The organism is Beijerinckia sp. L45 (assembly GCF_009765775.1).
Classification (GTDB): Bacteria; Pseudomonadota; Alphaproteobacteria; order Rhizobiales; family Beijerinckiaceae; genus RH-AL1.
Genome location: NZ_LMUU01000056.1, coordinates 1 through 21,331, shown reverse-complemented (window position 1 = coordinate 21,331; position 21,331 = coordinate 1). Strand labels below are relative to the sequence as shown.

The following is a 21,331-nucleotide window of genomic DNA, read 5'->3' as shown; positions in this document are numbered from 1 at the left end:
GCATCGCCGGTCGCGGCACGCCACATGTCGCCGACACGCGCGATCTCGCGCGCGCCCGATCCGATCAAGCGCGTCGCCGTCGGCTCGATGGCAATGACGGCATCGACGTCGCCACGGTCGAACAACGCGAGGTTTGCCATCGGCGGCCCGAAGATCACCTCGAAATCACGTCCAAGATCGAGGCCGATCAACGAGGCGGCGATCTTGGCCTGCTGATAGGTCTCCGTCGTCTTGGGCTGGCTCGCGATGCGCTTGCCGACGAGATCGGCCGGCTTGTGGTAGGGGCTGTCGTCGCGCACGATCCAGCGGCCATGATTGTTCAGCGCCGGGCCGAACAGCGTGATGTCGCTCCCCTTGCCCGCCATCACGGTAAGCCCGACGGCACCGAACACGCTGACGTCCAGCGCGCCAGCCACGAGCTGCACCTGGGTCTGCCCGGGATCGCCGCCGATCCACTCGAAATCGAGACCGGTGCTTTCGAGCAGGCCGAGCCGCGTCATCAGAGGGCGCCAGATGGCGCCGGCACTTCCAGGGCTCGGCAGCGCGATGCGCACCGGCGCCGCCTTGGCCCAAGCCGGCCGCACGCCCGTGACGGTAAGCGCCCCCAGACCGGCAGCGCCAGCGATGAGCTGGCGCCGTCCGATCCCGACCTTCGTATCGGATCCCAAGCCCATATTCAGGACAGGACGAGGGTCTGGTGCGTGTTGGCGCCGACGGTGAAGCCGCGATCCTTCATCCAGTCGTAGGCGGGGTTGAACAGATCCGCCGAGTAGCGCTGGACATGGGTGTAGCGGACATAGCGCGAGTCGAGCTCGTTGGCCTCCAGCAGCCCCTCGCTGGCCGCGGCAATATGGTGCGCATAGCGGCCGAAGTCGGCATTGATCAGATCGACGGCTTCGTCGAGCACGTTGAAGAACGTCTCGCGATCGGCGAGCGGAATGTCGTCCGACACCACCTCGGCCCCGCGGTAGAAGGTCAAGGCGACGATATGGGCGCCTTGCTTGACCGCCAGGCTGATGAACGGCTCCATCACGGTGACGGCGCGGATACGCCCTTCCTTGGCGGCCTGAAGCCGGACTTCGGGCGCGCCGATGTGTTCGAGCACGACATTCTCTTTGCCGACGGCGCCTTCCAGCAGGCCGACCGTCGTATAATGCGAGCCGGTGAAGTCATTGACGCCGATCGCGACGTTGGCGAGATCGCGCGGCGTCTGCAGCGCGGCGTCGAACGTCACGATCGCCTGCGCGGCGATGGCCGGACGCAGGGCGGCAATCTTGCCGCGCTCCAGGCCACGCTCGATCCGATCGACACCGCCCCATTCGCAGACGTTGAACGAATCCGCGGACCCGGCATCGAACAAGGCTTCCTTCTGGCGTTTCAGAACGTCGCGCTCGACCCGATCGTGATCCGCGTATTTCGCGGAGTACCGCACGTCGAGACCGGCCTTCTCAAAGAGGCCGTGCTCGAGCGCGACGATAATCGGCAGATCGAAGACCGGCGGGTTCGGCGACACGCGAATGACGGATTTCGCTTTGGCATCTGACATTGATATTTTCCTGATGACACATCGGGCGACACGACACAGCGTGTTTTCGCCGGCGCTGAGACGAGCCTGCCGCTGTCGTGCAGCGGTAGTGGATGATGCGAAGAACAGATTACCCCGTCAACGAAATGGAATTTCAAAGACGATCTGTATTTTAGTATCGTCTGCTATATTTGCGGCTGCCGAATTATTTGCGCCGGAGGGTATCGCAAATAAAACACTCCGCCGGCAACGAGCGGCAGAAGCTTTTTCGCGAGGTGTCGCGACGGGTGTAAGATCAACTCGGTGTGACAACAAACGGGACGCCAAAATAGCGGCAACTTGATGCGGCCTGTCGCATCAGGCGATCCCGGCCACGCTGCATGGGATTTGGTGCGCTGCAAGCCGCTAGAACAGCTTCCGTGATGCGGACAGCACGAGAGTCGTCGTGTTGTAGTTGTTCTCGTGGTGGATGGGAAACAGCGCCTTGGCCTTGAACGTCGTCGCCAGCTCCGGCGAATCGTAGACCAGGACAGGACCCAAATCGATCTTGCTGTATTTGTTGCCGGCGGGGCTGACTAAAGCGTCGGTCGTGTTGTGATCGCCATTCAGCTGTTGCGCGAAGACGCCGGCGGCGCCGACCTGAAAATTGCCGGAACGCTGTGTGAGCGAAAAATCCAGATCGATGAGGTTACCGGCCTGGTAACCCGACGCGGGATTGCGCTTGCTCGTATCGAAGAAGAACCGGGCACTGACCTCCGTGGCGTCGAAGACGGACAGGTTTGGGCCCGTAAGATACGTCAATGCTACGTTGGGAATGGTGATGAACGTGTTCCGTGCCGGGTTGACGAAGTTGGTGACCGAGTACGCACCGATCGGCAGTTCCGCCGCAAGCCCGACGGCGGCGGTCAGCCCATAGCGGTATTTCGGATTGCTTCCCGCTTGCGCGCCGAAAAGACCGAGGTAGTGGCTCGCGTAGAACAAATCAGAATAGCTATCCTGGAAGCCGCTGGCGTGCCCGCTCTTGCGCGTGCCATTCACCGTCAGGGCTTGATAGGTCGACATGTAGTTCAGCTGAAACGACGAGGCGATCGTAAAACCAAACGGATTGATAGGATAGACGTAGAGTAGGCCGGCGCCCGCGACCTGCGTGTAGGTGTAGTTGTTGCCCTTCGCCACGGCGCCGAACTGATCGCGCGACGTCGGGGCGAGGATACCGACGCCGGCGATGGCGCCATAGAGCCCCGGACTCGTCGGCAGATAGGCCTGACGCACATCCGTGCCGCCGAGCGGCGCGCCGTAAAGACCGCCTTCCACGGCATGAGCCGCCGAAACGGTGCCAAGCGCCGCAGCCACCGACAGCAGACCGGCCGCAGTGCGCCGGACCCGATGGTTCGCCAACACTTCCTGCGAAGACCGAGTCGGCGCTATACCCTCCGACGCGACAGAATGATAAAGCATATTTTCCACGGTCCCAACATGGCTGACCCTGCCAATGATCAGCACATTAATAAGATGATTTTATCGCGGATTATTTATATTATACTTTACAGCGTATACTTTTCGTTGGTCCACCATGTGAAATTAGATAGATCCTACAGTTGCGTCTATAGCATATTTACGCAAATTTTCAGGCCACAATGCAAGAAGAATACTGTTTTATCTGGCTATTTGCGGTAATTTATCGCTCGCTTGCAGCGCCGCCAGGCCGCGACCCGTCATAATCAGACTTGCGAAGCCGGCCGCTCCGTTCCGATATCCACCGCGCGCCGGTGCGGCAGGCACCACACAGACCTTCGCCCGCAAGCTCGACGCTTCGATCCTTCCATGCCCCGACATGGCCAAGCGCGGCGGTCTGCCCTACGCGCGCAGAAGTTTGCGAATCCCTGCCGCGAGCGCACGAGCGGCGCTGGAATGGTGGGCCTCGGAAGTCCGGGCGAGCATCACGATACGGGACTTTGGAAGGTCCGGCAGCGTTTTGCGGTTGGGAAGCGCGACCAGACCCAGGGCCGTCAGGCGACCCAAGGGGGCGACACCGGCGCCAGCGTGGACGGCGGCCGCCAGCGTCAGGCAGCTTCCACCGGTAAAAGCCTCCCGCCATAACAGGCCGGACTTTTCCAACGCCGCTATGGCCGTTGCGCGAACGCCGCACGGCGGCGCCAGGAGAACCAACGGCAAGGCTTCGCCGCGCGATGGTTCCGGCGTCTGACCGTACCAGTCCAAACCATCTTCGCCGAGCACCTCGCCGTCGCCGGCGCCGCCGTCCCTCCTGATGACCGCGATGTCGACCTCTTTCCGATCGTAGAGGTCGCGCATCTCGTGCGACATGCCGAGCCGGACGGAGATCCGCGTCCGTGCCGGCAACCCAAGACGGAGCGATCGGAGCACCTCATGCATCGAGCTCCCGAGCACATGGTCGCTGATCCCCAGCGTGACGGACGGCATCTCGCCGCCGCCATCCATCAGGGCCGCGTCATGGGCCGCCAGCAGGGTTTTGGCATGGACCAGGAACGACGCGCCGGCATCGGTCAGCCTGACGTGACGCGGGCTGCGATCGAGCAGCTTGCGGCCGAGACGGGCCTCAAGGGTCTTGATGCGCTGGCTGACGACCGGCTGGACGGTGGCCGCCGCTTCCGCCGCGCGGGTGAGATTTCCGTATTCCACGGCGAGGACGAAAAGCCGAACCGATTCCAGATCGAGCATCATAGCAATCCGCAATGGTAAAAATAGGAATTCATCGCGTTGTTATATCATGATGTTGGGCGCATCAACCCGGCGCCGGGTCACGCCCCCTCCGCGATGCCGGGCGGACCGAAAGGGAGATCACCGATGCCCATGATCACAATTCGCTACGTCACACCGACACCGCGTCCGGACCTGCGTCGCCCCATCGCCGAACTCGCGGCCCGCCTTGGCGCCGATAAGCTCGGCAAGATGCCGGCCGTCACGGCTGTCCTCGTCGACGAGGCCGACCCGCAAGGCTGGTTCATTGGCGGAAAGCATCCGACGGATGGGGGCCTCTCGGCCTTTTGGCTCGACTTCAAGATGACCGCTGGCAGCAACACCAAGGAGGAGACGACCGCCTTCGTGAAAGCCGTTTACGAGGGCATGGAAGCTTTGCTCGGGACGCTTCACGAGGAGTGCTACGTGCTGGCGCAGGCCAACGATGGGGACGCGTATGGCTACGGCGGTCGCACGCAGAACGGCCGCTGGGCTGTCGCCCATCCGGGCTGAGGGTCCGCGCCAATCGATCGCAGCGAAATTTTCGCTTCGCGGTGACCGGTCCGTTGCCCGATACTGGGGAGGACTATGCCGCGCTAGGCCGGACATTCGCATCCGCGCCTGCGAGCGCCGGTGTTATTTTCGACGGCGACGAAGGAAGGCTGAGCGAAGAGGCTTTCTTGCGCGATTTCGCCGGCAACATTCCCACTGCGCGCGCCCGTATCCTTTATGCGACGCAGCAGCCCTTCCGAAAAGCTCTGACGCTGGCAAAGACGACCAACGCGGCGTGGCGGGTGAAGCCCACCTATTATGCGGTGTCCGAGGGCGACCGCACGATCGATCCCGATCTTCAGCGGTTCATGGCCAAACGTATGGACGCGCACGTCATCGCGCTGGGCGCCAGCCACCTCTCTCTGATTTCGCACGCGGCCGACGTCGCCGACCTGATCGCGCTGGCCGCGCGGGGCGCGTAACGCCCGCTAAGCTGTCCTGCCCGGTCGGGCGGGCTCATCGCGCGGCGGATGCCCGAACAGGGCCTTGTAGGCGCGGCTGAAGGCGGCTTCTGAATCGTAGCCAATCCGCAGCCCGATTTCGCCGACGCGCGCATCGCCTCTGACAAGCATGTCGCGGGCAAGATTAAGCCGCCACTCATTCTGGTAGCGCAGAGGCGAGCGTCCGACGAGTTCGGTAAACCGCTCGGCAAAGGTGGAGCGGGACATCGCGGCGACGTCGGCCAGCGCGTCGATGCTCCAGGGCTGCATGGGCCTTTCGTGCATGACCTTGAGCGCGCGAGCGATGCGGGCGTCGGACAGGCCGCCGAGCCATCCGGACGTATGCCCGAGCTGGACCCAGGTGCGCAGGGTGCGGATGACAAGCAGGTCGATGATCCGGGATATCATCAAGGCGGCACCGGGCTCTGGATTGAAGGTTTCGCGCATCATGAAATCGACGATGCCGTCGAGCCATTCCGCCCCCTGGGCACGCCGGATGTGAATGCACCGAGGCAGAGCGGAGATCATGCCGCGAAGGCTGTAGGGATCGAACAAGAAGCGACAGACGATCACCACGGCCTGTCCGGCGGACGCATCGAGCAGCGATGCCCCAGGGCCACGGGGCAGCAGCACGAGATCGCCTGTGTCGACGACAAGCCGTCCTTCGTCGTCGCCGGTCATGTGAAGTGTGCCCTCGACGACGACGAGGACACAGGATGTCTCTGCGTCCAAGTCCAACCGATCGGCCTGGGCAATGGTTCGGCTGTCGACCTGATCGCCGGTCAGCCGGATCTGCGCCAACACGTGCGACAGGAGATCGTCGGAGGCGGCGCTACGTGCGCCCACACCCGGAGGATCAATCAAGTTTTCCCGCGTTTCCGTCATGGCTGACGGAAGCCTGCGGCCGTAACCATGGCTTCTACGGAAAGGCATGCCACCGTGAAAATGCAAGTGTTTTTCTCAGGGTAAGGCATGCCTACGGCCGTTTCCTCAGAAGGCGGCAGTTTGCCGATCCTGGAAAAGGCATCGCACTTAAAGGACGTCAAAATGGCACCTCCTGCTGCATCACGCTGGCTGCAGACCTATTATTTCGCTCGAGCCGCTTTTTCCGTCGCATGGGTTGCGGCGGCCTTTACGATCGGGAAGAATTCGCCGCCGATCGCCGCGGTTCTGCTGGTCGCTTACCCCGCCTGGGATGCATTCGCCAATTTCGTGGACGCACGGCAGAGCGGCGGCCTTTCACGAAACCCGCCCCAGGCCTTGAACGTCGTCGTAAGCGTGGTGACCGCAACCGCTGTCGCCATCGCGCTTGGCCACGGCATGAACGCCGTGCTCGGCGTTTTCGGTGTATGGGCCGGATTGTCGGGTCTCCTGCAACTGGCCACCGGACTACGGCGCTGGAAATCCTTGGGAGGCCAATGGGCGATGATCCTGAGCGGGGCTCAGTCGACGTTGGCCGCCGTCTTCATGTTCAAAGACTCCTTCGCGCCGGCTGCGCCGTCCGTTACACATGTCGCGCCCTACGCCGGGTTTGGGGCTTTCTACTTCCTCGTGTCCGCCGTCCTGCTCACTGTCACCCTGCGCCGCAGCGGTGTGTCGTTTGAATCGCCGGATTCTATCGCGTTGCCCTGACCGAAGGCGGCGATCCCGATTGTCGGCCAACCGGCCGCGAAAATGTGGGCTGGTCAAAACGAATGTCTGGAACTCGCGTTCTCAGACGAAAAGCAGCCGACCGGGACAGGCCGCCGGTCGGCCCTGCGTTTCAGATCGCAGCAAGCTGGCGCCCCGCCGTGAGCGTGACGCCGTGAAGACTCTTACCCGTTCCTGCGTGAGGTCGCGGCGCCATTGCGGTTATGACGATCGCGAGCAACTCCTCGCCGGCAGATCACGACGCGAAGAAGGCCCGGAGCTGAGCGTGCATCCACGGGTAAAAGTCTTCGGCCTTTGTGTTCAGCCTGGATTTGAGGTCGCGCGTCGTGTTGTCCGCCAACACCTCAAGCGCGCCGTTTTCGACGCCGTCATAGGCCTGGGCAACGACGCTCGCGGCGCTGCTCTTGGGAACGTTGTAGTTCGTCGTCATGGGCGTGTCGATCATGCCGACAAGGAGCCCGATCACCTGCGTGCCCTGGCCCTCCAGTTCCAGCCGCAAACCATTGGTGGCCGACCAAAGGGCGGCTTTCGAGGCGGCGTAGGCGGTCGGCATGCTGACCCAGACCGCTACGGAAAGGATGTTCAACATGGTCCCGCCGCCGTTGGCGGCAAGAACCGGCGCGAAGGCATTAGCGACGCGAAGTGTGCCGAAGAAGTTGGTTTCGAAGATACGGCGGAGTTCGTCTTCGGGGCCGGAGATGGAATCGGCCTGCGGTGCGATGGCCGCGTTGTTGATCAGCAGATCGACGTCGCGCGCCGTCGCGACGGCACGCGCAACGGCATCGGCGTCGGTGATGTCCAAGGACAAGGGCAGCACGCGGGCGTCCGACCATTCTCTGGGCGCGCGGGCCGCCGCGTATACTTTCGTCGCGCCGCGTTCGAGGGCCTGCAGAACGAATTGCTGGCCGAGACCACCATTCGCGCCAGTGACGAATACGGTCCGATCGCTCAGATGCGTGTTTATCTTGCCAGAGGGAAGAGCCATGTCTTATTCCAAATCTAAGTGAGGATGGTCCCCGCTTATTTGGGGAAAGTCCCCACTTAGTCAAGGTGGCTGCCATGGTTCTTGATTACGGTGCTGCGGCGCCCCGCCCGCTGCGCGCCGACGCGCGGCGAAATCGTGATGCGATCCTGATCGCGGCACGCGAGATCTTCGAACGCGAGGGCGTGTTGGCGTCGCTCGATGGGATCGCCCTTCGGGCCGGAGTCGGCAATGCGACGCTCTATCGGAACTTCCCGACGCGCGAGGATCTGCTTGCGGCGGTGATGGACACCAGTATCGACATCGCGCAAGCCGAGGCGGAGGCCCTTGCTCGCGACTACGCGCCGCGCAAAGCGCTCGCCGAATGGCTGGTCCGCCTGACGTGGTGGCTTCGGATCTGGCACGATCTGCCGCATTGCGTCGCCGCCTCCTGCGGCGCTCAGAATTCGGCGATGAACCCGGCGGTTTCCCGCTTGGTGAAGCAGACGGGGGACCTGCTGGATCAAGCTAAGAAGACGGGCGCCGCCGTTGGTATGGTCGAGACGAACGAAGTGTTCGAGCTGGTCACGGCCTTGTCCTGGGCTGTCGATCGGTTCGGCGACGACGAGGCCGCCGCCCGCAGGCGTGTGGAGGTCGCCACGGCGGGTCTTTTTACGCCGATGCCAGCGACATAATCAGCATGCGACTGTTACAGGCGTTCCGTGTCAGGGATCCGCTCGACCCATTGCACACGCGAGGCGCCCGGTTCGAAGGCGTCACTGAAATACTGAGTCTCGCGGGCCACCTCGCCGTCACACAGTTCCATGATGCTCACCGTGTACGACGGCCGCCCGTCGTAGGTGAGGACAAACTCGGTCACCCAGAGCGCGCCTGAGCCGGTGATCCGCCGCACCGTGAAGCGTTTGCGGTTCGGCTGCGCGGCGCGCGACGCCTGGATGTTGCGCCTTCCGCGAATGCGCTCGCCCGACTGGGGATAGTCGAGCACCGCGTCGTCTCGATAGATCTGATGCTCCGCCTCCAGGTCATTCGCATCGGAGGCCGCCCAGTGGCGATCCAGAGCCTCGCGAAACAGCCGATCGTCCATTTTTGCGCCTCCCGCACGCGATGCGCTCGCATCGCGCTGTCGACCAATGCGTCGTCCGCGACCAAGCACTTCGGCGAAGCCTCTTATCGTCCTGCGCCTGTCGTGCGACAAGACACCCATGGCTCTCGATGTCGTCGATCTCCGCACCTTCTATGCCTCGCCCCTCGGCGAGGTGGCGCAGCGACTCGTCGGCCGGCTGATCCGCCAGCGCTTCACCTCGTGCTACGGCCATTCGATTCTCGGCGTCGGCTACGCCACGCCCTATCTCGACATTTTCCGCAACGAGGCGGTGCGCGTGCTGGCCTTCATGCCGGCGGAACAGGGGGTGGTGAACTGGCCCGGCAGCGGTCTCTCCGCGTCGGCTCTGGTCGACACCGTCGCGATGCCGCTGCCCAACAGCTGCATCGACCGGGTGCTGCTGATCCATGCCCTGGAAATCGCCGAACACCCGCGCGAACTCCTGGCCGAGATCTGGCGCATTCTCACGCCGGGCGGCCGGGTCATTGCGGTGACACCGAGCCGCGCCGGCCTGTGGGCCCGCCTCGACACCACGCCGTTCGGTCATGGCCAACCATTTTCCCGCAGCCAGCTCCGCGACCTGATGCGGGAAACGCTGTTTTCGCCGACGCATTGGGACGAAGCGCTCTATGTGCCGCCGTTCGGCCGCCAGCTGCTTCTGCGCGCGGCGCCGGCCTTCGAGACGCTCGGCGCCCGCCTGTCCCTGCCCGGCGCCGGCGTTCTCGTCGTCGAGGCGACCAAGCAGCTCTACCGTCCAGTCGGCCTGCGCCGACTCGAACGGCACCACGCCCGCGCCAAACCGGCGATGCTCCCGCAGCCCGTCGGCGTCGCGCATCAGGATCCGCCGAAGCCGTGAATTTTTGGGGTTGAGAGGAAAAGGTTCGCAACGCCAAAACACAACTAGACGACCGGTCTAATATGATTTAGAAGCGCCTTCATGAGCCTTGCGCACGACACCATCGACGTCCGCCAAAACATCCTCGACGCCGCCCAGCGCATCATGGCGGCGAAAGGATTTTCGGCTGTCGGGTTGAACGAGATTCTTGCCGCCGCGGGTGTGCCGAAGGGCTCCTTCTACCATTACTTCGGATCGAAAGACGCGTTCGGCGATGCGCTGCTGAAAGCGTATTTCGAAGCATACCTTGCCGATATGGACGCTACCCTGGCGGCGCCTGGCCGCACCGCCGCGGAGCGCCTGATGGCCTATTGGGCCAAGTGGCAAGACACCCAGGGCAGCTTCGACTGTCAGGGCAAATGCCTCGCGGTGAAACTTGCGGCCGAAGTCTCGGACCTTTCGGAAGCGATGCGCCTGACTCTCAAGCGCGGCACGACGGACATCATCGAGCGGCTATCGGGTGCAATCGAGGCCGGCATGGCCGACGGGTCCCTGGCAATCGCCGGCGACCCGTCCGAGACCGCCGAGACGCTGTATCACACCTGGCTCGGCGCCAGTCTGATGGTGAAGATCGGGCGGACCCCCGCGCCGTTTGGGACCGCGATGGCCTCGACACGGCGGATTCTTACCCTCCCGGCCCCTTAGGCCCGAAGAATTCCGGCGGCAGGTCTTCACCCTGTCGCGTCGGATAATTAGACGACCGGTCTAATAGACGATCGGCCAATTCGTTCATCGACCCACTGAAAGGTACGACATCATGAAGATTCTGATGGTCCTCACGTCCCACGACCAGCTTGGCGATACCGGCCGCAAGACCGGCTTCTGGCTCGAGGAACTCGCCGCGCCCTACTACGTCTTCAAGGACGCCGGCGCCGAGATCACCCTGGTTTCGCCCAAGGGCGGGCAGCCGCCGCTCGATCCAAAGAGCAACGAGCCTGCGTCCCAGACCGACGACACCCGGCGTTTCGAGGCCGACGCCACGGCGAAGGCGGCTCTTGCGACGACGGCTCGGCTCGACAGCGTTGCGCAGGACGCCTTCGATGCCGTCTTCTACCCCGGCGGCCATGGCCCGCTCTGGGACCTCGCCGAGGACAAGAACTCGATCGATCTGATCGAGGCGACGCTTTCGGCCGGCAAGCCGGTTGCGCTGGTCTGCCACGCGCCGGGCGTGCTTCGCCACGTGAAGGCCGCGGACGGCACGCCGCTGGTTGCGGGCAAGAAGGTTACCGGCTTCACCAATTCGGAGGAGGAGGCTGTCGGCCTGACCGCGATCGTGCCGTTTCTGGTCGAGGACGAGCTCAAGCGGAATGGCGGCATCTACTCGAAGCTCGGTGATTGGCAGACCTACGTCGTATCCGACGGCCTGCTGATCACCGGCCAGAACCCAGCATCTTCGGCGCAAGCCGCGAAAACGCTGGTCGAGCACTTCGCCAAAGCCTGACCCAGTCGGGCGTGCGGCCGACGCCCGTGCCGGCCGCACGCCTCGACGCTGAGACGTGCTTCAGCGCCCGGCCGGCACCGGCGCGGCGATCTTCAGGCCGAAGCAGGTCGCCAGGAACAAGGCCGCGTGGCCCATACCGGGGCCGTCGATGCCATGGCCGATCCCGACGGACAGATGCCATTGCGATGGCACCTCCGCGTCGGCGAGGGCTTCCGCCGAGATGAACAGCGCGTCGGCCGGAATCACATCGTCCTCGCTGCCGTGCACCAGCAGAACCGGGGGCGCCTGTCCCTCCGCCGGCCGGAGATGCTCGGGCCCGACCAAGATCCCGGAAAATCCGACGATGCCCGCGGGGGCACGACGGCGGCGCAGCCCGACATGCAACGCCATCATCGTGCCTTGGCTGAACCCGACGAGCGCCAGCTTGCTGTCGTCGAGCCCGTGCTTGGCCAGTTCCGCATCGAGGAAGGCATCGAGCGTCGGCGCGGCCTTGTTGACGCCGATCCAGCGCTCGGCCGGATCGCGCATCGTCAGCGGAAACCATTGCCGCCCCATTGGCGCCTGCGCGCAGGGCTCCGGCGCGTTCGGCGACACGAAGGCGGCGTCGGGCAGCAGCGCCTGCCACTGCTTGCCGATGGCGATGAGGTCCTTGCCGTCCGAGCCATAGCCATGAAGGAAGACGACAAGCTGTTTCGCGTTCGTCGCGGGGCCGAGGCGGGGGCCGTCGATCAGAGCTGCCATGAAGTCCTCTTGGGCCGAGAAGGCGTTGCTCTTCCGGAACACGGGTGTCCGGCAAAGGTCAAGCGGTCACCGGCATCCGCGCCGCCCGATAGGCCGACCACAGAAGGTAGGCCGCGACGCCGCGCCACGGCCGCCAGCGCGCGCCGAGCGCGTCCAACCCCTTCGTATTCGGCCGTTCGCTGAGCGAAAGCGCCGCCCGTGCGGCTTCCTGCAGGGCGATGTCGCCGGCCGGCCAGGCGTCGGGATGCCCCAGGCAGAACAGGAGAAAGACGTCGGCCGTCCAGGGACCGATCCCCTTGATCGCGACCAGTTCCGCATGGGCCGCCTCGGCCGAAACACGGGTGAGGCGGTCGAAATCCAGAGTGCCGGCCGCGTGGGCCGCACCAAGCGCCCGCAGCGTGCGGATCTTGGGGCCCGAGAGGCCGCAGAGCTTCAGGTCTTCGTCGCTGGCGGCAGCGAGGGTCGCGGCCTCCACGGCGGGAAACCGCGCCTTCAGTCGCGCAAAGATCGCCGCTGCGCTGGCCGTCGACACCTGCTGCGAGACGACGATCCACACTAACCCTTCGAAGCCGGGCGCACGGCGCCGCAGCATCGGCTGGCCGCCCTGCGCCAGCATCGCCGTGACGAAAGCCGGATCAAGCGCCGCCAGCGCCGCGACGGCGCGGTCGAGCGCGCCCTGATCCACCAGCATCTGTCGATCCCCGCGGCTTGTGTCCGCTCCACTGTTTTTGCCTTGGCGCTCAGAACGAAACCGGAGACATTGCGTTGCAACGAGTCGAGGCTGTCGCGGCTGGCTTGTGCCGAGTCGCTAATTCCGAACATCCCGCGTTGGATTTTCGGCCGCAAGGGCGCCAACCGGATATGACGTCATCATTCAATCGTCCCGTGCTCCGCTTCGCGCCCTCGCCCAACGGATATCTTCATCTCGGCCACGCCTATTCCGCTTTGATGAACGCGCTGATCGCGCGCGAGACCGGCGGCCGTCTGCTGCTTCGGATGGAGGATATCGACGTCTCGCGCTGCCGTCCCGAGTTCGAAACCGCGATCAAGGACGACCTCGCCTGGCTCGGCATGCAGTGGGAGGAGCCGGTCCGTCGGCAGGCTGAACATTTTGCCGACTACACCGAGGCGCTGGATCGGCTGGAGAGCCGGGGGCTCGTCTATCCCTGCTTCTGCTCGCGCGGGGATATCATGGCCGCGGTCTCGCACAAGCCGAACTGGCCGCGCGATCCCGACGGCACGCCGGTCTACCCCGGCCTGTGCAAACACCTTTCCCCTGCAGCCCGCGCAAAACGCTTCGCGCATGGCGAAAAGGCCAGCTACCGCCTCGACATGGAGCGGGCCCTCGCTCAGGCGAGCGATACGCTGACGTGGAGCGAGTTCGGCGGCGGCTCGACCCGTTGGGAGAAGCAGGCAACGCCGGGCCTGTGGGGCGACGCCGTGCTGTCGCGCAAGGACATCGCGACGAGCTACCACATCGCCGTCGTCGTCGATGACGCGCTGCAGGGCGTAACGGACGTCGTCCGCGGCGAAGACCTGTTCATGGCGACGAGCCTGCACCGCATGCTGCAGGTGCTGCTCGACCTGCCGGCGCCCTGCTATCATCACCATCCGCTCGTCCGCGACGTGTCGGGCCAGAAGCTGTCCAAGAGCCTCCGCGCCAAGCCGCTGCGGACTTTTCGTCAGGATGGCCTGAGCGTCGAGGCCGTGCTTGCCAAGATCGCCCTGCCGTCGGTCGCCATGGGCGGCGGCGTCAGCGAAACCGCTCTCGGCGCCGTGATCGCGGCCGCGACTGTTGCCCAGGAACCATAGTTCCGTCTTTTTTGACCCGCACATAGTAGGGAGTTCAACAACGAAGGATTTCCCGATGAAGGCATGTCTTGCCGCCGCCGTGCTCGGCTCGATTGTCATCTCGCCCGCGATGGCCGGCGCGCCCGCGCCTGCCGCCGCCCCGACCGTTCACCGCGTCTTCGATATCATGCGGTCCGGCTCGAAGATCGGCACCGACACCTTCGACATTTCCCGTCAGGGCGACGTGACCAACGTGAAAATCGTGACCCACGTGCTGGTCAAGATCATGTTCGTCAACGCCTACCGCTACGATCACACCGAGAGTGGGACCTGGAAGGGCAGCCAACTCGTCTCGTTCAACTCGACGACGGACGATAACGGCACCAACCACGAGATCGCCGCCACCCAGGCCGCCGGCAAGGTTGCGCTCGACGTCGACGGCACCAAGACCGAACTGCCGAAGGGCATTGTGCCCGCCAGCCTGTTCAGCGCGGACGTCAGCAACAAGTCGCAGCTGTTCGATCCCGGCAACGGCAAGCGCCTGTCGACCAAGCCGAAGGATCTCGGCGAAGAGACCGTCGCCGTGCACGGCGCCCCGCAGACGCTGCGCCACTTGAAACTCGCGGGCGAGTTCGACCGCGACCTGTGGTTCGACAAGGACGGCCTGGTGAAGATGACGCTGCTCGGTTCCGACAAGTCGGTGATCACCTCGGAGCTGCGGGTCTCGACCGCCTCGCGCTAAACCCTAAGAGCGAAAGCGCCGCCGGTAGTCCGGATCGTACAGCGCGCTTTCGCGGAAATCCTCCGCCCCCAGTGCCGGCCCGACGAGAATGAGGCCGGTGCGCTCGACGGGCGCCACTTCCATCGCCGCGGCAATGGTCGCCAGCGTCCCGCGGACCACCTGCTCCTGCGGCCACGACGCCCAGGCCACCACCGCCACAGGGCAAGTCTCTCCATAGAACGGCAGCAGCTCCGCCACCACACGATCCAGCGCGTGGATGGAGAGATGGATGGCGAGCGTCGCGCCGGTCGCGGCGAAGGCGGCCAGCGTTTCCCGCTCCGGCATCGACGAGGCCCGGCCGGGCGTACGAGTCAGCACCACGCTCTGCGCGACCTCGGGTAAAGTGAGCTCGCGCCGCAGCGCCGCGGCCGCTGCGGCGAAGGCCGGCACGCCGGGGGTCACGGTGTAGGTCAGCCCCAGCGCATCGAGCCGCCGCATCTGCTCGCCGACGGCGCTCCAGATCGACAGGTCGCCGGAATGCAGCCGCGCCACGTCCTGCCCGGCGCGGTCAGCCGCGACAAACTCCGCAACGATGCCGTCAAGGTCGAGCGACGCCGTATTGACGATGCGCCCGCCCGGCGGGCAGTGCTCCAGCAGGGCAGCCGGCACCAGCGACCCTGCATAGAGGCAGACCGGCGACGCCGCGATGAGATCGCGGCCGCGCACGGTGATGAGATCGGGCGCGCCAGGCCCGGCGCCGATGAAATGAACCGTCATGCCGCGACTCCCGCGATGGCGCAGGTGGCGGTCGGGCACGAGCGGCGCGGCACCAGCAGCGTCGCGCCTTGCCCTGCCCCAGCCAGCGCCGCGGTCTCGGCGACGGACGGCAGGCCATACAGATCCTCGATGCGGCTCGAACAGCTGCGCGCCCCGCCGGCCACCAGCTGCAGCACCGCCTTGTCGAGAAAAACCAGTGGCAGGCCGAGCACCGCCGCCGCCTGCTCCAGCCCCGGCTCGCCACGCTTGTCGGCCAGCGTAAACAGGCCGTGGGGCACGCGCGCCCCGGCCAGTTCCGCCAAGGCCGCGCGCACAATGCCGAGAATATCGTCTGCTGGACAGGCTTTGCGGCAGCCGACGCCGATCGCGATCATGGTTTGGTGACAGCCCATTGGGTGATCGGCATGGCGGGACGCCAGCCGTGGAAGGTGCCGACCTTATCCGCCCGCGCCACCGCGATCGAGACGAGATCCCCGCCCCGCGCGCCAAAGTTTTGGATCAGCAGCGCCTGCGTCTCGATGGTGATGGCATTGACCACCAGCCGCCCGCCGGAGCGCAGCGCGGCGTAAGCCAGATCGATCAGGCCGTCGGACCCCGCACCGCCGCCGATGAAGATGGCGTCGGGCGTCGGAAGGCCGGCCAGCGCATCCGGTGCACGCCCGGTGACGACGGCCATATCCGGCGCACCGAAGTATGCGGCGTTGCGGGCAATGCGCGCGGCGCGGTCGGGATGCGCTTCGATCGCCGTCGCCCGGTTGGCGGGATCCAGCAGCGCCCACTCGATCGAGACCGAGCCCGAGCCGGCCCCGATGTCCCACAGGTGATCGCCGCGGCGCGGCGCGAGCGCGGCAAGCGTCATTGCACGGACTTCGCGCTTGGTGATCTGCCCGTCATGCTCGAACCAATCATCGGGAAGACCGGCGCCGAGCGAGATGATGCGCGCGCCGGCATCCGCCTCGACCTCGATCGCCAGAATGTTGAGCGGGTCGCCGGGCGGCAGGGCAAAGGTCGCGGCGCGATCGTGCGCGATGCGTTCGCGCGGGCCGCCCAGCGCTTCCAGCACGTGGAGCTTTGACGCGCCGAACCCACGCGCGACGAGCAGCGCGGCGACCGTCGCCGGCGTCGTCTCGTCCCACGACAGGCACAGAATCTTGGCGCGCGGGTGGAGATGCGGCACGAGGCGCATCAGGTCGCGGCCATGCACCGAGACGAGCCGGCACGCCTGCAGCGACCAGCCGAGGCGGCTCGCGGCGAGGCTGAAGCTCGACGGTGCCGGCAGGCAGAGAAACTCATCCGCCGGAACATGCGCCGCCAGCATCGTGCCGACGCCATAAAAAAACGGATCGCCCGAGGCCAGCACGCAGACCGGCGTGCCGCGCCGCGCCAGGATTTTGGGGACCGCATCGGTGATCGGCGACGGCCAGGCCAGCGTCTCCCCAGCAAAGGGACCGGCGAGCGCGAAGTGCCGGAGACCGCCGACGACGAGCGACGCTTGCGCCAGCAGCGTCCGCGCGGCAAGGGAGAGGCCGCCGTCTTCGCCGATGCCGATGATGGAGAGCCAAGGGTGAGCACTTGCGGTCATTGCGCGTTCTGATTCTCGGCGGGTCGAGCGAAGCCTCGACCCTGGCGCGCGCCATCGCCGGCCGCCCGGATCTCGATGCCACGCTGTCCTTGGCTGGCCGCACGGCAAGCCCGCTCGATCTGCCGATCGCCACCCGCGTCGGCGGGTTCGGCGGAGTAGCCGGGCTTGCCGCTTACCTCGCGGCTGAGCAGATAGCCGTGCTGGTCGACGCGACGCACCCGTTCGCCACGCAGATGTCCGAACATGCCTGCTTGGCAAGCCAACAAACCGGTGTTCCGTTGGTCCGGCTGACGCGTGGGCCATGGACGCCCCGGGAAGGCGACCGCTGGCATGAGGTCGCAGACATGCCGGCCGCAGCGCAGGCGCTGGGATCGCCGCCGCAGCGAGCGTTTCTTACCATCGGCCGCCTGCAACTCGCGGCCTTCGCCGCGGCGCGCCAGCATCACTACCTCGTCCGCACCATCGATCCCATCGGCGCGGATCACGGCCTGCGCGATTTCAGGCTCATCGAAGCCCGCGGGCCGTTTGCCGTCGACGAGGAAGAGGCCTTGATGCGCACGCATCGCGTCACCGTGCTGGTGACGAAAAACAGCGGCGGCGCGGCCTCCGCCGACAAGCTGGCGGCCGCGCGCCGGCTCGGCCTGCCGGTGATTTTGGTGCGTCGGCCCGACGAGCCGGGCACCGCAATCCATAGCGTGGCCGATGCGCTGGCCGCGATCGACTCTCATCGCACGCCGCCCACGCCGCGCGGCGTATAGACGAACGGCGGCGCGCCGGGGCGCAGAATCAGTTTCGTCTCGCTCGACCCGATCATCACCAGCGTGCTCATGTCGACGACGGCCGGATCGGCCTCGGCAAGCGTGGTGATGACGATGGCTTCGTCCGGCCGGCCGATGGCGCGGGCAAAGGCAACCGGCGTCGCGCCGGCTTTCATCGCCCGCAGAATCGCGAAAGCCTCAAAGATCTGATCCGGCCGCGCTTTCGACGCCGGATTGTACAACGCGATGACGAAGTCGCCTTCAACCGCCGCCCGTAGCCGTTTGGCCACCAACGGCCAGGGCTTTAAGTTGTCCGATAGCGAAATGGCGCAAAAGTCGTGGCCGAGCGGCGCGCCGAGACGCGCGGCGGCCGCCTGCATCGCGGACACGCCGGGACAGACGGTAATATCGAGCGCACGCCAGGCGGGATCGCCGGCATCGACGGCCTCCAGCACCGCCGCCGCCATCGCAAAGATTCCGGGATCGCCGCCGGACACCACGACGACCTTGCGACCTTGCGCGGTCAGCATCAGCGCATGGCGCGCGCGATCCAGCTCGACGCGATTGTCGCTACCGTGCACGACCTGCCCCACCCGCGTCGTAAGCCGGGCAAGGTACGGCGCGTAGCCGATGAGATCGGTCGCGGTCGCGACGGCGGCCGTGACCTCCGGCGTCACCCAGCAGTCCGGGCCGGGGCCGAGGCCGACGATGCGCAACGTGCCGCTCATGCCAAGACTTTCGCCGCCAGCGCGGCCTCGATTGCCGCGAGGTCGAGATCGCGGCGCGTCGGGACATCGCCGGCCTTGCCGCCAGCGACGAGATCGTACACCCCGTCGTGACCGACCAAAGTGAAGGCCGTGCGCGAGGCCTTGGCGCAGCCCTTCTCGCAGCCCGACACATGGATCGAGATCGCGGCGCCGCCGATCCGCGTCGCGGCTTCGACAAGATGCGCCGCATCGGCATGCGTCGATGTGGTGCCGCGTTCGCAGCCCGCCATACCGACACAGGCCGCGATCCGCAGCGCGGGATCCTCCGGATCGACGATAAAGGTTTGGGTCCGAAGTGCCCCGAGGTCGACGGAGCCAGCGATCCCCGGCACAAGAAAACAGCGCCACGGGGTCAGCCGCAACGCGCCGCGCCCGTGGGTGTCCGCGAGATCCGCCACACAGCGCAGCATCCGATGGTCGAACCGGCCGAACGGAACGGCGAGACCGAGCACATCGACGTCATCGGAAGAGAAGAATCCGACGGGCGGACGGTTGAAGATCGCGCCGGAATATTCCGGCCGCGCCATCTCCCCTTCCACACCGAAGGCCCGCGCGGTCTGATAGGCACCGAGGCGTTCGATCAGCATTTTCATGCGGCGGATCGGCGGCTCGTGACCCGCAGCCAGCGAAAGGAACGTGTGCGCGATATGCGCCGCCGCTTCGACAACCTGATCCGGCGCGCAAAACCCCAGCGACACCGCGTGATCGCGCGTGCCGCCGAGCCCGATCCATACGCGATCCGGCGCCTCCGGCATCACGTCGAAGCGGACATCGGCCGACACGCCGGCCAGCGTCGGCGCGCCGCCATCGTCGACCAGAAACCCGAATTTGTTGGGCAACGCATGCAACGCGGCGTCCTGCGCGAGCATCGCTTCCAACGCGGTAACGATCGGCGCGATATCGCGGCGTGCACCAAGGCCGGCGAGCGGACTTGCCATGACGTTGCGCACTGCTTCGCCGTCGGGATCCGCATCGATCAGATCGAGATCGTCCAGCGCCGCGAGCAGCGACGGCAGATCGGCCTGGTCGACACCGCGCAGCTGCAGATTGGCGCGGGCGGAGAGATCGAAAAGGCCGTTGCCATAATAGTCCGAAAGCGCAGCGAGTGCCCGCGCGACCTCGCTCGTGAGCCGTCCACCGGTGAGACGCAGGCGCACCAGCAAACCATCGCGCGCCATCATCGGCCGCAGCGCGCCGGGGCACCAGCCTTTGCGCAGCGCGCTCATGCGGCCGCCGCGAGCATGTCGGCGAGGCAGGCGGCATCGGAGTTGCGACGGCTGGTCCAGAACCCGCGCGTGGCGGCATCGCGAAAGCGCTCGGCTATGGCCCGTGCCGCGTCGCGATTGGCGGCCAGCAAAAAGTCGCGCACCGCCGGCGTGCCGCAGGTGGCGTCGAACAGCAGATCGAACTGGCGCGACCCCGCCGCGTCGCTCAGCACCGCCATGGCGTAGAGATTGTCGACGGTTTCCGCGATCTCCGCCGCGCCGCGATGACCGTGGCGCATCTGCCCGGCGATCCAGGCGGGATTGGCGGCGCGGCCGCGCACCACGCGCGCGACCTCCTCCGCCAGCGTGCGCACCTTAAGCGCATCGCTGCGGCCGGCCTCGAGATGATACAATGCCGGTGTTTTGCCCAACGATTCCGCGGCGGCGGCGAAGCCGCCCTCGGTCTCGACGGTGGCAGCGGCATCGAGCACGTCGAGATCGTCCATATCCTGCCCATGCACGAAGGCATCGGCCCCGGCGACGCGGTGCGAAAAGGCTTCGCCCGACACCGTCGCTTCGGCACCGGCGCCGCCATAGGCATGTGACCCCGCATCCAGATAGGCCTCGCCCATCGTCCGGCGCGCAATCATCGGATCGGCGGTGATCGCGCGGCCGAGACCGATGCCGTAGACGGATGGTGCGGAGCCAAACAGCCGGCGCATCGCGGCGTCACCGGCACGGCGGGCGGCGGCGAGCGGGTTGATCGCATCCTCTTCGTCAAGCAGCGCGACGGCCTGCACGGCTTGATCGAACAGCGCGATCTGCGCCGGAAACACGTCGCGGAACAGGCCGGACATGCGCAAGGTGACGTCGACGCGCGGGCGATCGAGGCTGGCGTAAGGCAGAATATCGAAGCCGGTCACGCGAGCGGTCGCGTTGTCCCAGAGCGGCCGCACGCCGAGATGCGCCATCGCCTGCGCCAGGTCTTCGCCGCCCGTGCGCATCGTGGCGCTGGCCCAGACATCCATGACGATGGTTTTGGGCCAATCGCCGTGGTCCTGCGCATAGCGGGCGGCAACCTCGTTGGCGGCGCGGCGGCCGATCTCGTAGGCGGTGCGGCTCGGCACCGCGCGGGGATCGGTGGAATAGAGGTTGCGCCCCGTCGGCATCACGTCGAGCCGGCCGCGCGATGGCGCGCCGGCCGGCCCGCCGGCGACGAAGCGACCATCGAGCGCCGCCAGCAATCCCGCCGTCTCCGCCGCCGCGCAATTTTGTCGCGCGCATAATTCGGCGGGCTGCATGACAAAGCCCGCTGCGCTCAGCGGTGGTTGCCCAAAGATATGGAGACCGTCGCGGATGCGCATTTCCTTGACATCGCAGAGCCAGGCGTCGAGGCCGAGCAGCACGACGTCGGGATCCGTAGACGCAACGCCGCTCTCGCGATCCAGCCCTGTTTCTTCCGCGCGTAAAACAATGGCGCGGGCGATCAGGCGGGCGCGCTTGGGATCGAGCGTTTGCGCCTCGGCATATTCGTCGAACAAGGCTTCCAGCTCGGCGGTCGCACCCGACGTGCCGGCTTCGATCAGCGGCGGGGTCATGTGTCCGACAGTCACCGCGGCGATGCGGCGCTTGGCCTGCGCGGCCTCGCCGGGATTGTTGACGATGAACGGGTAGATCAACGGCG

Annotated in this window: 24 protein-coding genes and 1 pseudogene; 10 read left to right on the top strand and 15 right to left on the bottom strand. The window is 66.0% G+C overall.

The annotated features are described in order from the left end of the window. The 4 genes from GSQ79_RS05790 to GSQ79_RS05775 all read right to left on the bottom strand — a co-directional run. A partial coding sequence (locus GSQ79_RS05790; RefSeq protein WP_158807786.1) for an ABC transporter substrate-binding protein occupies positions 1-668 on the bottom strand: 668 nt, incomplete at its 3' end. An 8-nt stretch (positions 669-676) separates the two neighbouring features. Beyond that, positions 677-1,546, bottom strand: coding sequence for an ABC transporter substrate-binding protein (locus GSQ79_RS05785; RefSeq protein ID WP_158807785.1), 870 nt, complete (start codon positions 1,544-1,546; stop codon positions 677-679). 384 nt (positions 1,547-1,930) lie between these two features. Next, positions 1,931-2,923, bottom strand: coding sequence for a transporter (locus GSQ79_RS05780; RefSeq protein WP_158807784.1), 993 nt, complete (start codon positions 2,921-2,923; stop codon positions 1,931-1,933). Positions 2,924-3,382: 459 nt separating this feature from the next. Further along, positions 3,383-4,225: a LysR family transcriptional regulator gene (locus GSQ79_RS05775; RefSeq protein WP_158807783.1), complete on the bottom strand. Its 843-nt coding sequence runs from the start codon at positions 4,223-4,225 to the stop codon at positions 3,383-3,385. Between the two features lie 126 nt (positions 4,226-4,351). On the opposite strand from GSQ79_RS05775, the gene GSQ79_RS05770 reads away from it, so the two are divergent. Both GSQ79_RS05770 and GSQ79_RS05765 read left to right on the top strand, forming a co-directional pair. Continuing rightward, a complete protein-coding gene (locus GSQ79_RS05770; protein WP_158807782.1) occupies positions 4,352-4,756 on the top strand; it encodes a 4-oxalocrotonate tautomerase family protein in 405 nt (134 codons plus the stop codon). A 56-nt stretch (positions 4,757-4,812) separates the two neighbouring features. Next, positions 4,813-5,217, top strand: a pseudogene (locus GSQ79_RS05765) (alpha/beta fold hydrolase); the annotation flags it as partial. A 6-nt stretch (positions 5,218-5,223) separates the two neighbouring features. Here the strand turns inward: GSQ79_RS05765 and GSQ79_RS05760 are convergent. Next, the gene (locus tag GSQ79_RS05760; protein WP_158807780.1) at positions 5,224-6,120 is read right to left on the bottom strand and encodes an AraC family transcriptional regulator; all 897 of its coding nucleotides are present in this window, start codon (positions 6,118-6,120) and stop codon (positions 5,224-5,226) included. Between the two features lie 162 nt (positions 6,121-6,282). On the opposite strand from GSQ79_RS05760, the gene GSQ79_RS05755 reads away from it, so the two are divergent. Next, positions 6,283-6,867 carry a DUF308 domain-containing protein gene (locus GSQ79_RS05755; protein WP_158807779.1) on the top strand — a complete coding sequence of 195 codons (585 nt, stop codon included), beginning with the start codon at positions 6,283-6,285 and terminating at the stop codon, positions 6,865-6,867. A 253-nt stretch (positions 6,868-7,120) separates the two neighbouring features. On the opposite strand, the gene GSQ79_RS05750 is transcribed toward GSQ79_RS05755, so the two are convergent. After that, entirely contained in the window at positions 7,121-7,870 is a 750-nt protein-coding gene (locus tag GSQ79_RS05750) for an SDR family oxidoreductase (RefSeq protein ID WP_158807778.1), read from the bottom strand. Between the two features lie 74 nt (positions 7,871-7,944). Between GSQ79_RS05750 and GSQ79_RS05745 the strand changes: the two genes are divergently transcribed. Then, positions 7,945-8,541, top strand: coding sequence for a TetR/AcrR family transcriptional regulator (locus GSQ79_RS05745; protein ID WP_158807777.1), 597 nt, complete (start codon positions 7,945-7,947; stop codon positions 8,539-8,541). 14 nt (positions 8,542-8,555) lie between these two features. Here the strand turns inward: GSQ79_RS05745 and GSQ79_RS05740 are convergent, their stop codons facing one another. Further along, complete coding sequence (locus GSQ79_RS05740) at positions 8,556-8,951, bottom strand: nuclear transport factor 2 family protein (protein ID WP_158807776.1); 396 nt, start codon at positions 8,949-8,951, stop codon at positions 8,556-8,558. A gap of 118 nt (positions 8,952-9,069) precedes the next feature. On the opposite strand from GSQ79_RS05740, the gene GSQ79_RS05735 reads away from it, so the two are divergent. The 3 genes from GSQ79_RS05735 (at position 9,070) to GSQ79_RS05725 (ending at position 11,305) form a co-directional block, all read left to right on the top strand. After that, positions 9,070-9,825, top strand: a complete 756-nt coding sequence (locus GSQ79_RS05735) for a methyltransferase domain-containing protein (protein ID WP_158807775.1) — start codon at positions 9,070-9,072, stop codon at positions 9,823-9,825. Positions 9,826-9,906: 81 nt separating this feature from the next. Next, complete coding sequence (locus tag GSQ79_RS05730) at positions 9,907-10,509, top strand: TetR/AcrR family transcriptional regulator (protein ID WP_158807774.1); 603 nt, start codon at positions 9,907-9,909, stop codon at positions 10,507-10,509. Between the two features lie 112 nt (positions 10,510-10,621). After that, complete coding sequence (locus tag GSQ79_RS05725) at positions 10,622-11,305, top strand: type 1 glutamine amidotransferase domain-containing protein (protein WP_158807773.1); 684 nt, start codon at positions 10,622-10,624, stop codon at positions 11,303-11,305. Between the two features lie 60 nt (positions 11,306-11,365). Here the strand turns inward: GSQ79_RS05725 and GSQ79_RS05720 are convergent, their stop codons facing one another. Together GSQ79_RS05720 and GSQ79_RS05715 are read right to left on the bottom strand one after the other, a co-directional pair. Continuing rightward, positions 11,366-12,046: an alpha/beta hydrolase gene (locus tag GSQ79_RS05720; RefSeq protein ID WP_158807772.1), complete on the bottom strand. Its 681-nt coding sequence runs from the start codon at positions 12,044-12,046 to the stop codon at positions 11,366-11,368. A gap of 58 nt (positions 12,047-12,104) precedes the next feature. Further along, positions 12,105-12,737, bottom strand: coding sequence for a DNA-3-methyladenine glycosylase (locus GSQ79_RS05715; RefSeq protein WP_158807771.1), 633 nt, complete (start codon positions 12,735-12,737; stop codon positions 12,105-12,107). 170 nt (positions 12,738-12,907) lie between these two features. Between GSQ79_RS05715 and gluQRS the strand changes: the two genes are divergently transcribed. Together gluQRS and GSQ79_RS05705 are read left to right on the top strand one after the other, a co-directional pair. Beyond that, positions 12,908-13,858 (top strand): tRNA glutamyl-Q(34) synthetase GluQRS, encoded by a 951-nt coding sequence (gene gluQRS, locus GSQ79_RS05710; protein WP_158807770.1) that lies wholly within the window; start codon positions 12,908-12,910, stop codon positions 13,856-13,858. A 55-nt stretch (positions 13,859-13,913) separates the two neighbouring features. Further along, entirely contained in the window at positions 13,914-14,579 is a 666-nt protein-coding gene (locus tag GSQ79_RS05705; protein ID WP_158807769.1) for a DUF6134 family protein, read from the top strand. A 3-nt stretch (positions 14,580-14,582) separates the two neighbouring features. Here GSQ79_RS05705 and cobM read toward each other — a convergent pair whose 3' ends face one another. The 3 genes from cobM to cbiE are packed head-to-tail and all read right to left on the bottom strand — an operon-like array spanning position 14,583 to position 16,917. Next, complete coding sequence (cobM, locus tag GSQ79_RS05700) at positions 14,583-15,335, bottom strand: precorrin-4 C(11)-methyltransferase (protein ID WP_158807768.1); 753 nt, start codon at positions 15,333-15,335, stop codon at positions 14,583-14,585. Further along, positions 15,332-15,709 (bottom strand): cobalamin biosynthesis protein, encoded by a 378-nt coding sequence (locus GSQ79_RS05695; protein WP_158807767.1) that lies wholly within the window; start codon positions 15,707-15,709, stop codon positions 15,332-15,334. Before GSQ79_RS05695 ends, cobM begins: the two co-directional genes overlap by 4 nt. Next, positions 15,706-16,917, bottom strand: a complete 1,212-nt coding sequence (gene cbiE / locus GSQ79_RS05690; RefSeq protein ID WP_158807766.1) for a precorrin-6y C5,15-methyltransferase (decarboxylating) subunit CbiE — start codon at positions 16,915-16,917, stop codon at positions 15,706-15,708. Before cbiE ends, GSQ79_RS05695 begins: the two co-directional genes overlap by 4 nt. On the opposite strand from cbiE, the gene GSQ79_RS05685 reads away from it, so the two are divergent. Then, positions 16,908-17,675, top strand: a complete 768-nt coding sequence (locus GSQ79_RS05685) for a cobalt-precorrin-6A reductase (RefSeq protein ID WP_246725120.1) — start codon at positions 16,908-16,910, stop codon at positions 17,673-17,675. The genes cbiE and GSQ79_RS05685 overlap by 10 nt on opposite strands. Here GSQ79_RS05685 and cobJ read toward each other — a convergent pair. The 3 genes from cobJ to GSQ79_RS05670 all read right to left on the bottom strand — a co-directional run. Continuing rightward, positions 17,642-18,403, bottom strand: coding sequence for a precorrin-3B C(17)-methyltransferase (gene cobJ, locus GSQ79_RS05680; RefSeq protein WP_158807765.1), 762 nt, complete (start codon positions 18,401-18,403; stop codon positions 17,642-17,644). The two genes, GSQ79_RS05685 and cobJ, sit on opposite strands and share 34 nt — an antisense overlap. Then, on the bottom strand, positions 18,400-19,668 hold the full coding sequence (gene cobG / locus GSQ79_RS05675; protein WP_158807764.1) for a precorrin-3B synthase: 1,269 nt from the start codon (positions 19,666-19,668) through the stop codon (positions 18,400-18,402). Before cobG ends, cobJ begins: the two co-directional genes overlap by 4 nt. After that, the coding region (locus tag GSQ79_RS05670) for a cobaltochelatase subunit CobN (protein WP_174243166.1) at positions 19,665-21,331 on the bottom strand (1,667 nt) is incomplete at its 5' end. The genes cobG and GSQ79_RS05670, both read right to left, overlap by 4 nt.

What these genes read in the sequence shown, in the direction of transcription:
- GSQ79_RS05785 (WP_158807785.1), bottom strand. Translation starts at nt 1,546, where the DNA reads ATGTCAGATGCCAAAGCGAAATCCGTCATTCGCGTGTCGCCGAACCCG.
- GSQ79_RS05775 (WP_158807783.1), bottom strand. Translation starts at nt 4,225, where the DNA reads ATGCTCGATCTGGAATCGGTTCGGCTTTTCGTCCTCGCCGTGGAATAC.
- GSQ79_RS05770 (WP_158807782.1), top strand. Translation starts at nt 4,352, where the DNA reads ATGCCCATGATCACAATTCGCTACGTCACACCGACACCGCGTCCGGAC.
- GSQ79_RS05760 (WP_158807780.1), bottom strand. Translation starts at nt 6,120, where the DNA reads ATGACGGAAACGCGGGAAAACTTGATTGATCCTCCGGGTGTGGGCGCA.
- GSQ79_RS05755 (WP_158807779.1), top strand. Translation starts at nt 6,283, where the DNA reads ATGGCACCTCCTGCTGCATCACGCTGGCTGCAGACCTATTATTTCGCT.
- GSQ79_RS05750 (WP_158807778.1), bottom strand. Translation starts at nt 7,870, where the DNA reads ATGGCTCTTCCCTCTGGCAAGATAAACACGCATCTGAGCGATCGGACC.
- GSQ79_RS05745 (WP_158807777.1), top strand. Translation starts at nt 7,945, where the DNA reads ATGGTTCTTGATTACGGTGCTGCGGCGCCCCGCCCGCTGCGCGCCGAC.
- GSQ79_RS05740 (WP_158807776.1), bottom strand. Translation starts at nt 8,951, where the DNA reads ATGGACGATCGGCTGTTTCGCGAGGCTCTGGATCGCCACTGGGCGGCC.
- GSQ79_RS05735 (WP_158807775.1), top strand. Translation starts at nt 9,070, where the DNA reads ATGGCTCTCGATGTCGTCGATCTCCGCACCTTCTATGCCTCGCCCCTC.
- GSQ79_RS05730 (WP_158807774.1), top strand. Translation starts at nt 9,907, where the DNA reads ATGAGCCTTGCGCACGACACCATCGACGTCCGCCAAAACATCCTCGAC.
- GSQ79_RS05725 (WP_158807773.1), top strand. Translation starts at nt 10,622, where the DNA reads ATGAAGATTCTGATGGTCCTCACGTCCCACGACCAGCTTGGCGATACC.
- GSQ79_RS05720 (WP_158807772.1), bottom strand. Translation starts at nt 12,046, where the DNA reads ATGGCAGCTCTGATCGACGGCCCCCGCCTCGGCCCCGCGACGAACGCG.
- GSQ79_RS05715 (WP_158807771.1), bottom strand. Translation starts at nt 12,737, where the DNA reads ATGCTGGTGGATCAGGGCGCGCTCGACCGCGCCGTCGCGGCGCTGGCG.
- gluQRS (WP_158807770.1), top strand. Translation starts at nt 12,908, where the DNA reads ATGACGTCATCATTCAATCGTCCCGTGCTCCGCTTCGCGCCCTCGCCC.
- GSQ79_RS05705 (WP_158807769.1), top strand. Translation starts at nt 13,914, where the DNA reads ATGAAGGCATGTCTTGCCGCCGCCGTGCTCGGCTCGATTGTCATCTCG.
- cobM (WP_158807768.1), bottom strand. Translation starts at nt 15,335, where the DNA reads ATGACGGTTCATTTCATCGGCGCCGGGCCTGGCGCGCCCGATCTCATC.
- GSQ79_RS05695 (WP_158807767.1), bottom strand. Translation starts at nt 15,709, where the DNA reads ATGATCGCGATCGGCGTCGGCTGCCGCAAAGCCTGTCCAGCAGACGAT.
- cbiE (WP_158807766.1), bottom strand. Translation starts at nt 16,917, where the DNA reads ATGACCGCAAGTGCTCACCCTTGGCTCTCCATCATCGGCATCGGCGAA.
- cobJ (WP_158807765.1), bottom strand. Translation starts at nt 18,403, where the DNA reads ATGAGCGGCACGTTGCGCATCGTCGGCCTCGGCCCCGGCCCGGACTGC.
- cobG (WP_158807764.1), bottom strand. Translation starts at nt 19,668, where the DNA reads ATGAGCGCGCTGCGCAAAGGCTGGTGCCCCGGCGCGCTGCGGCCGATG.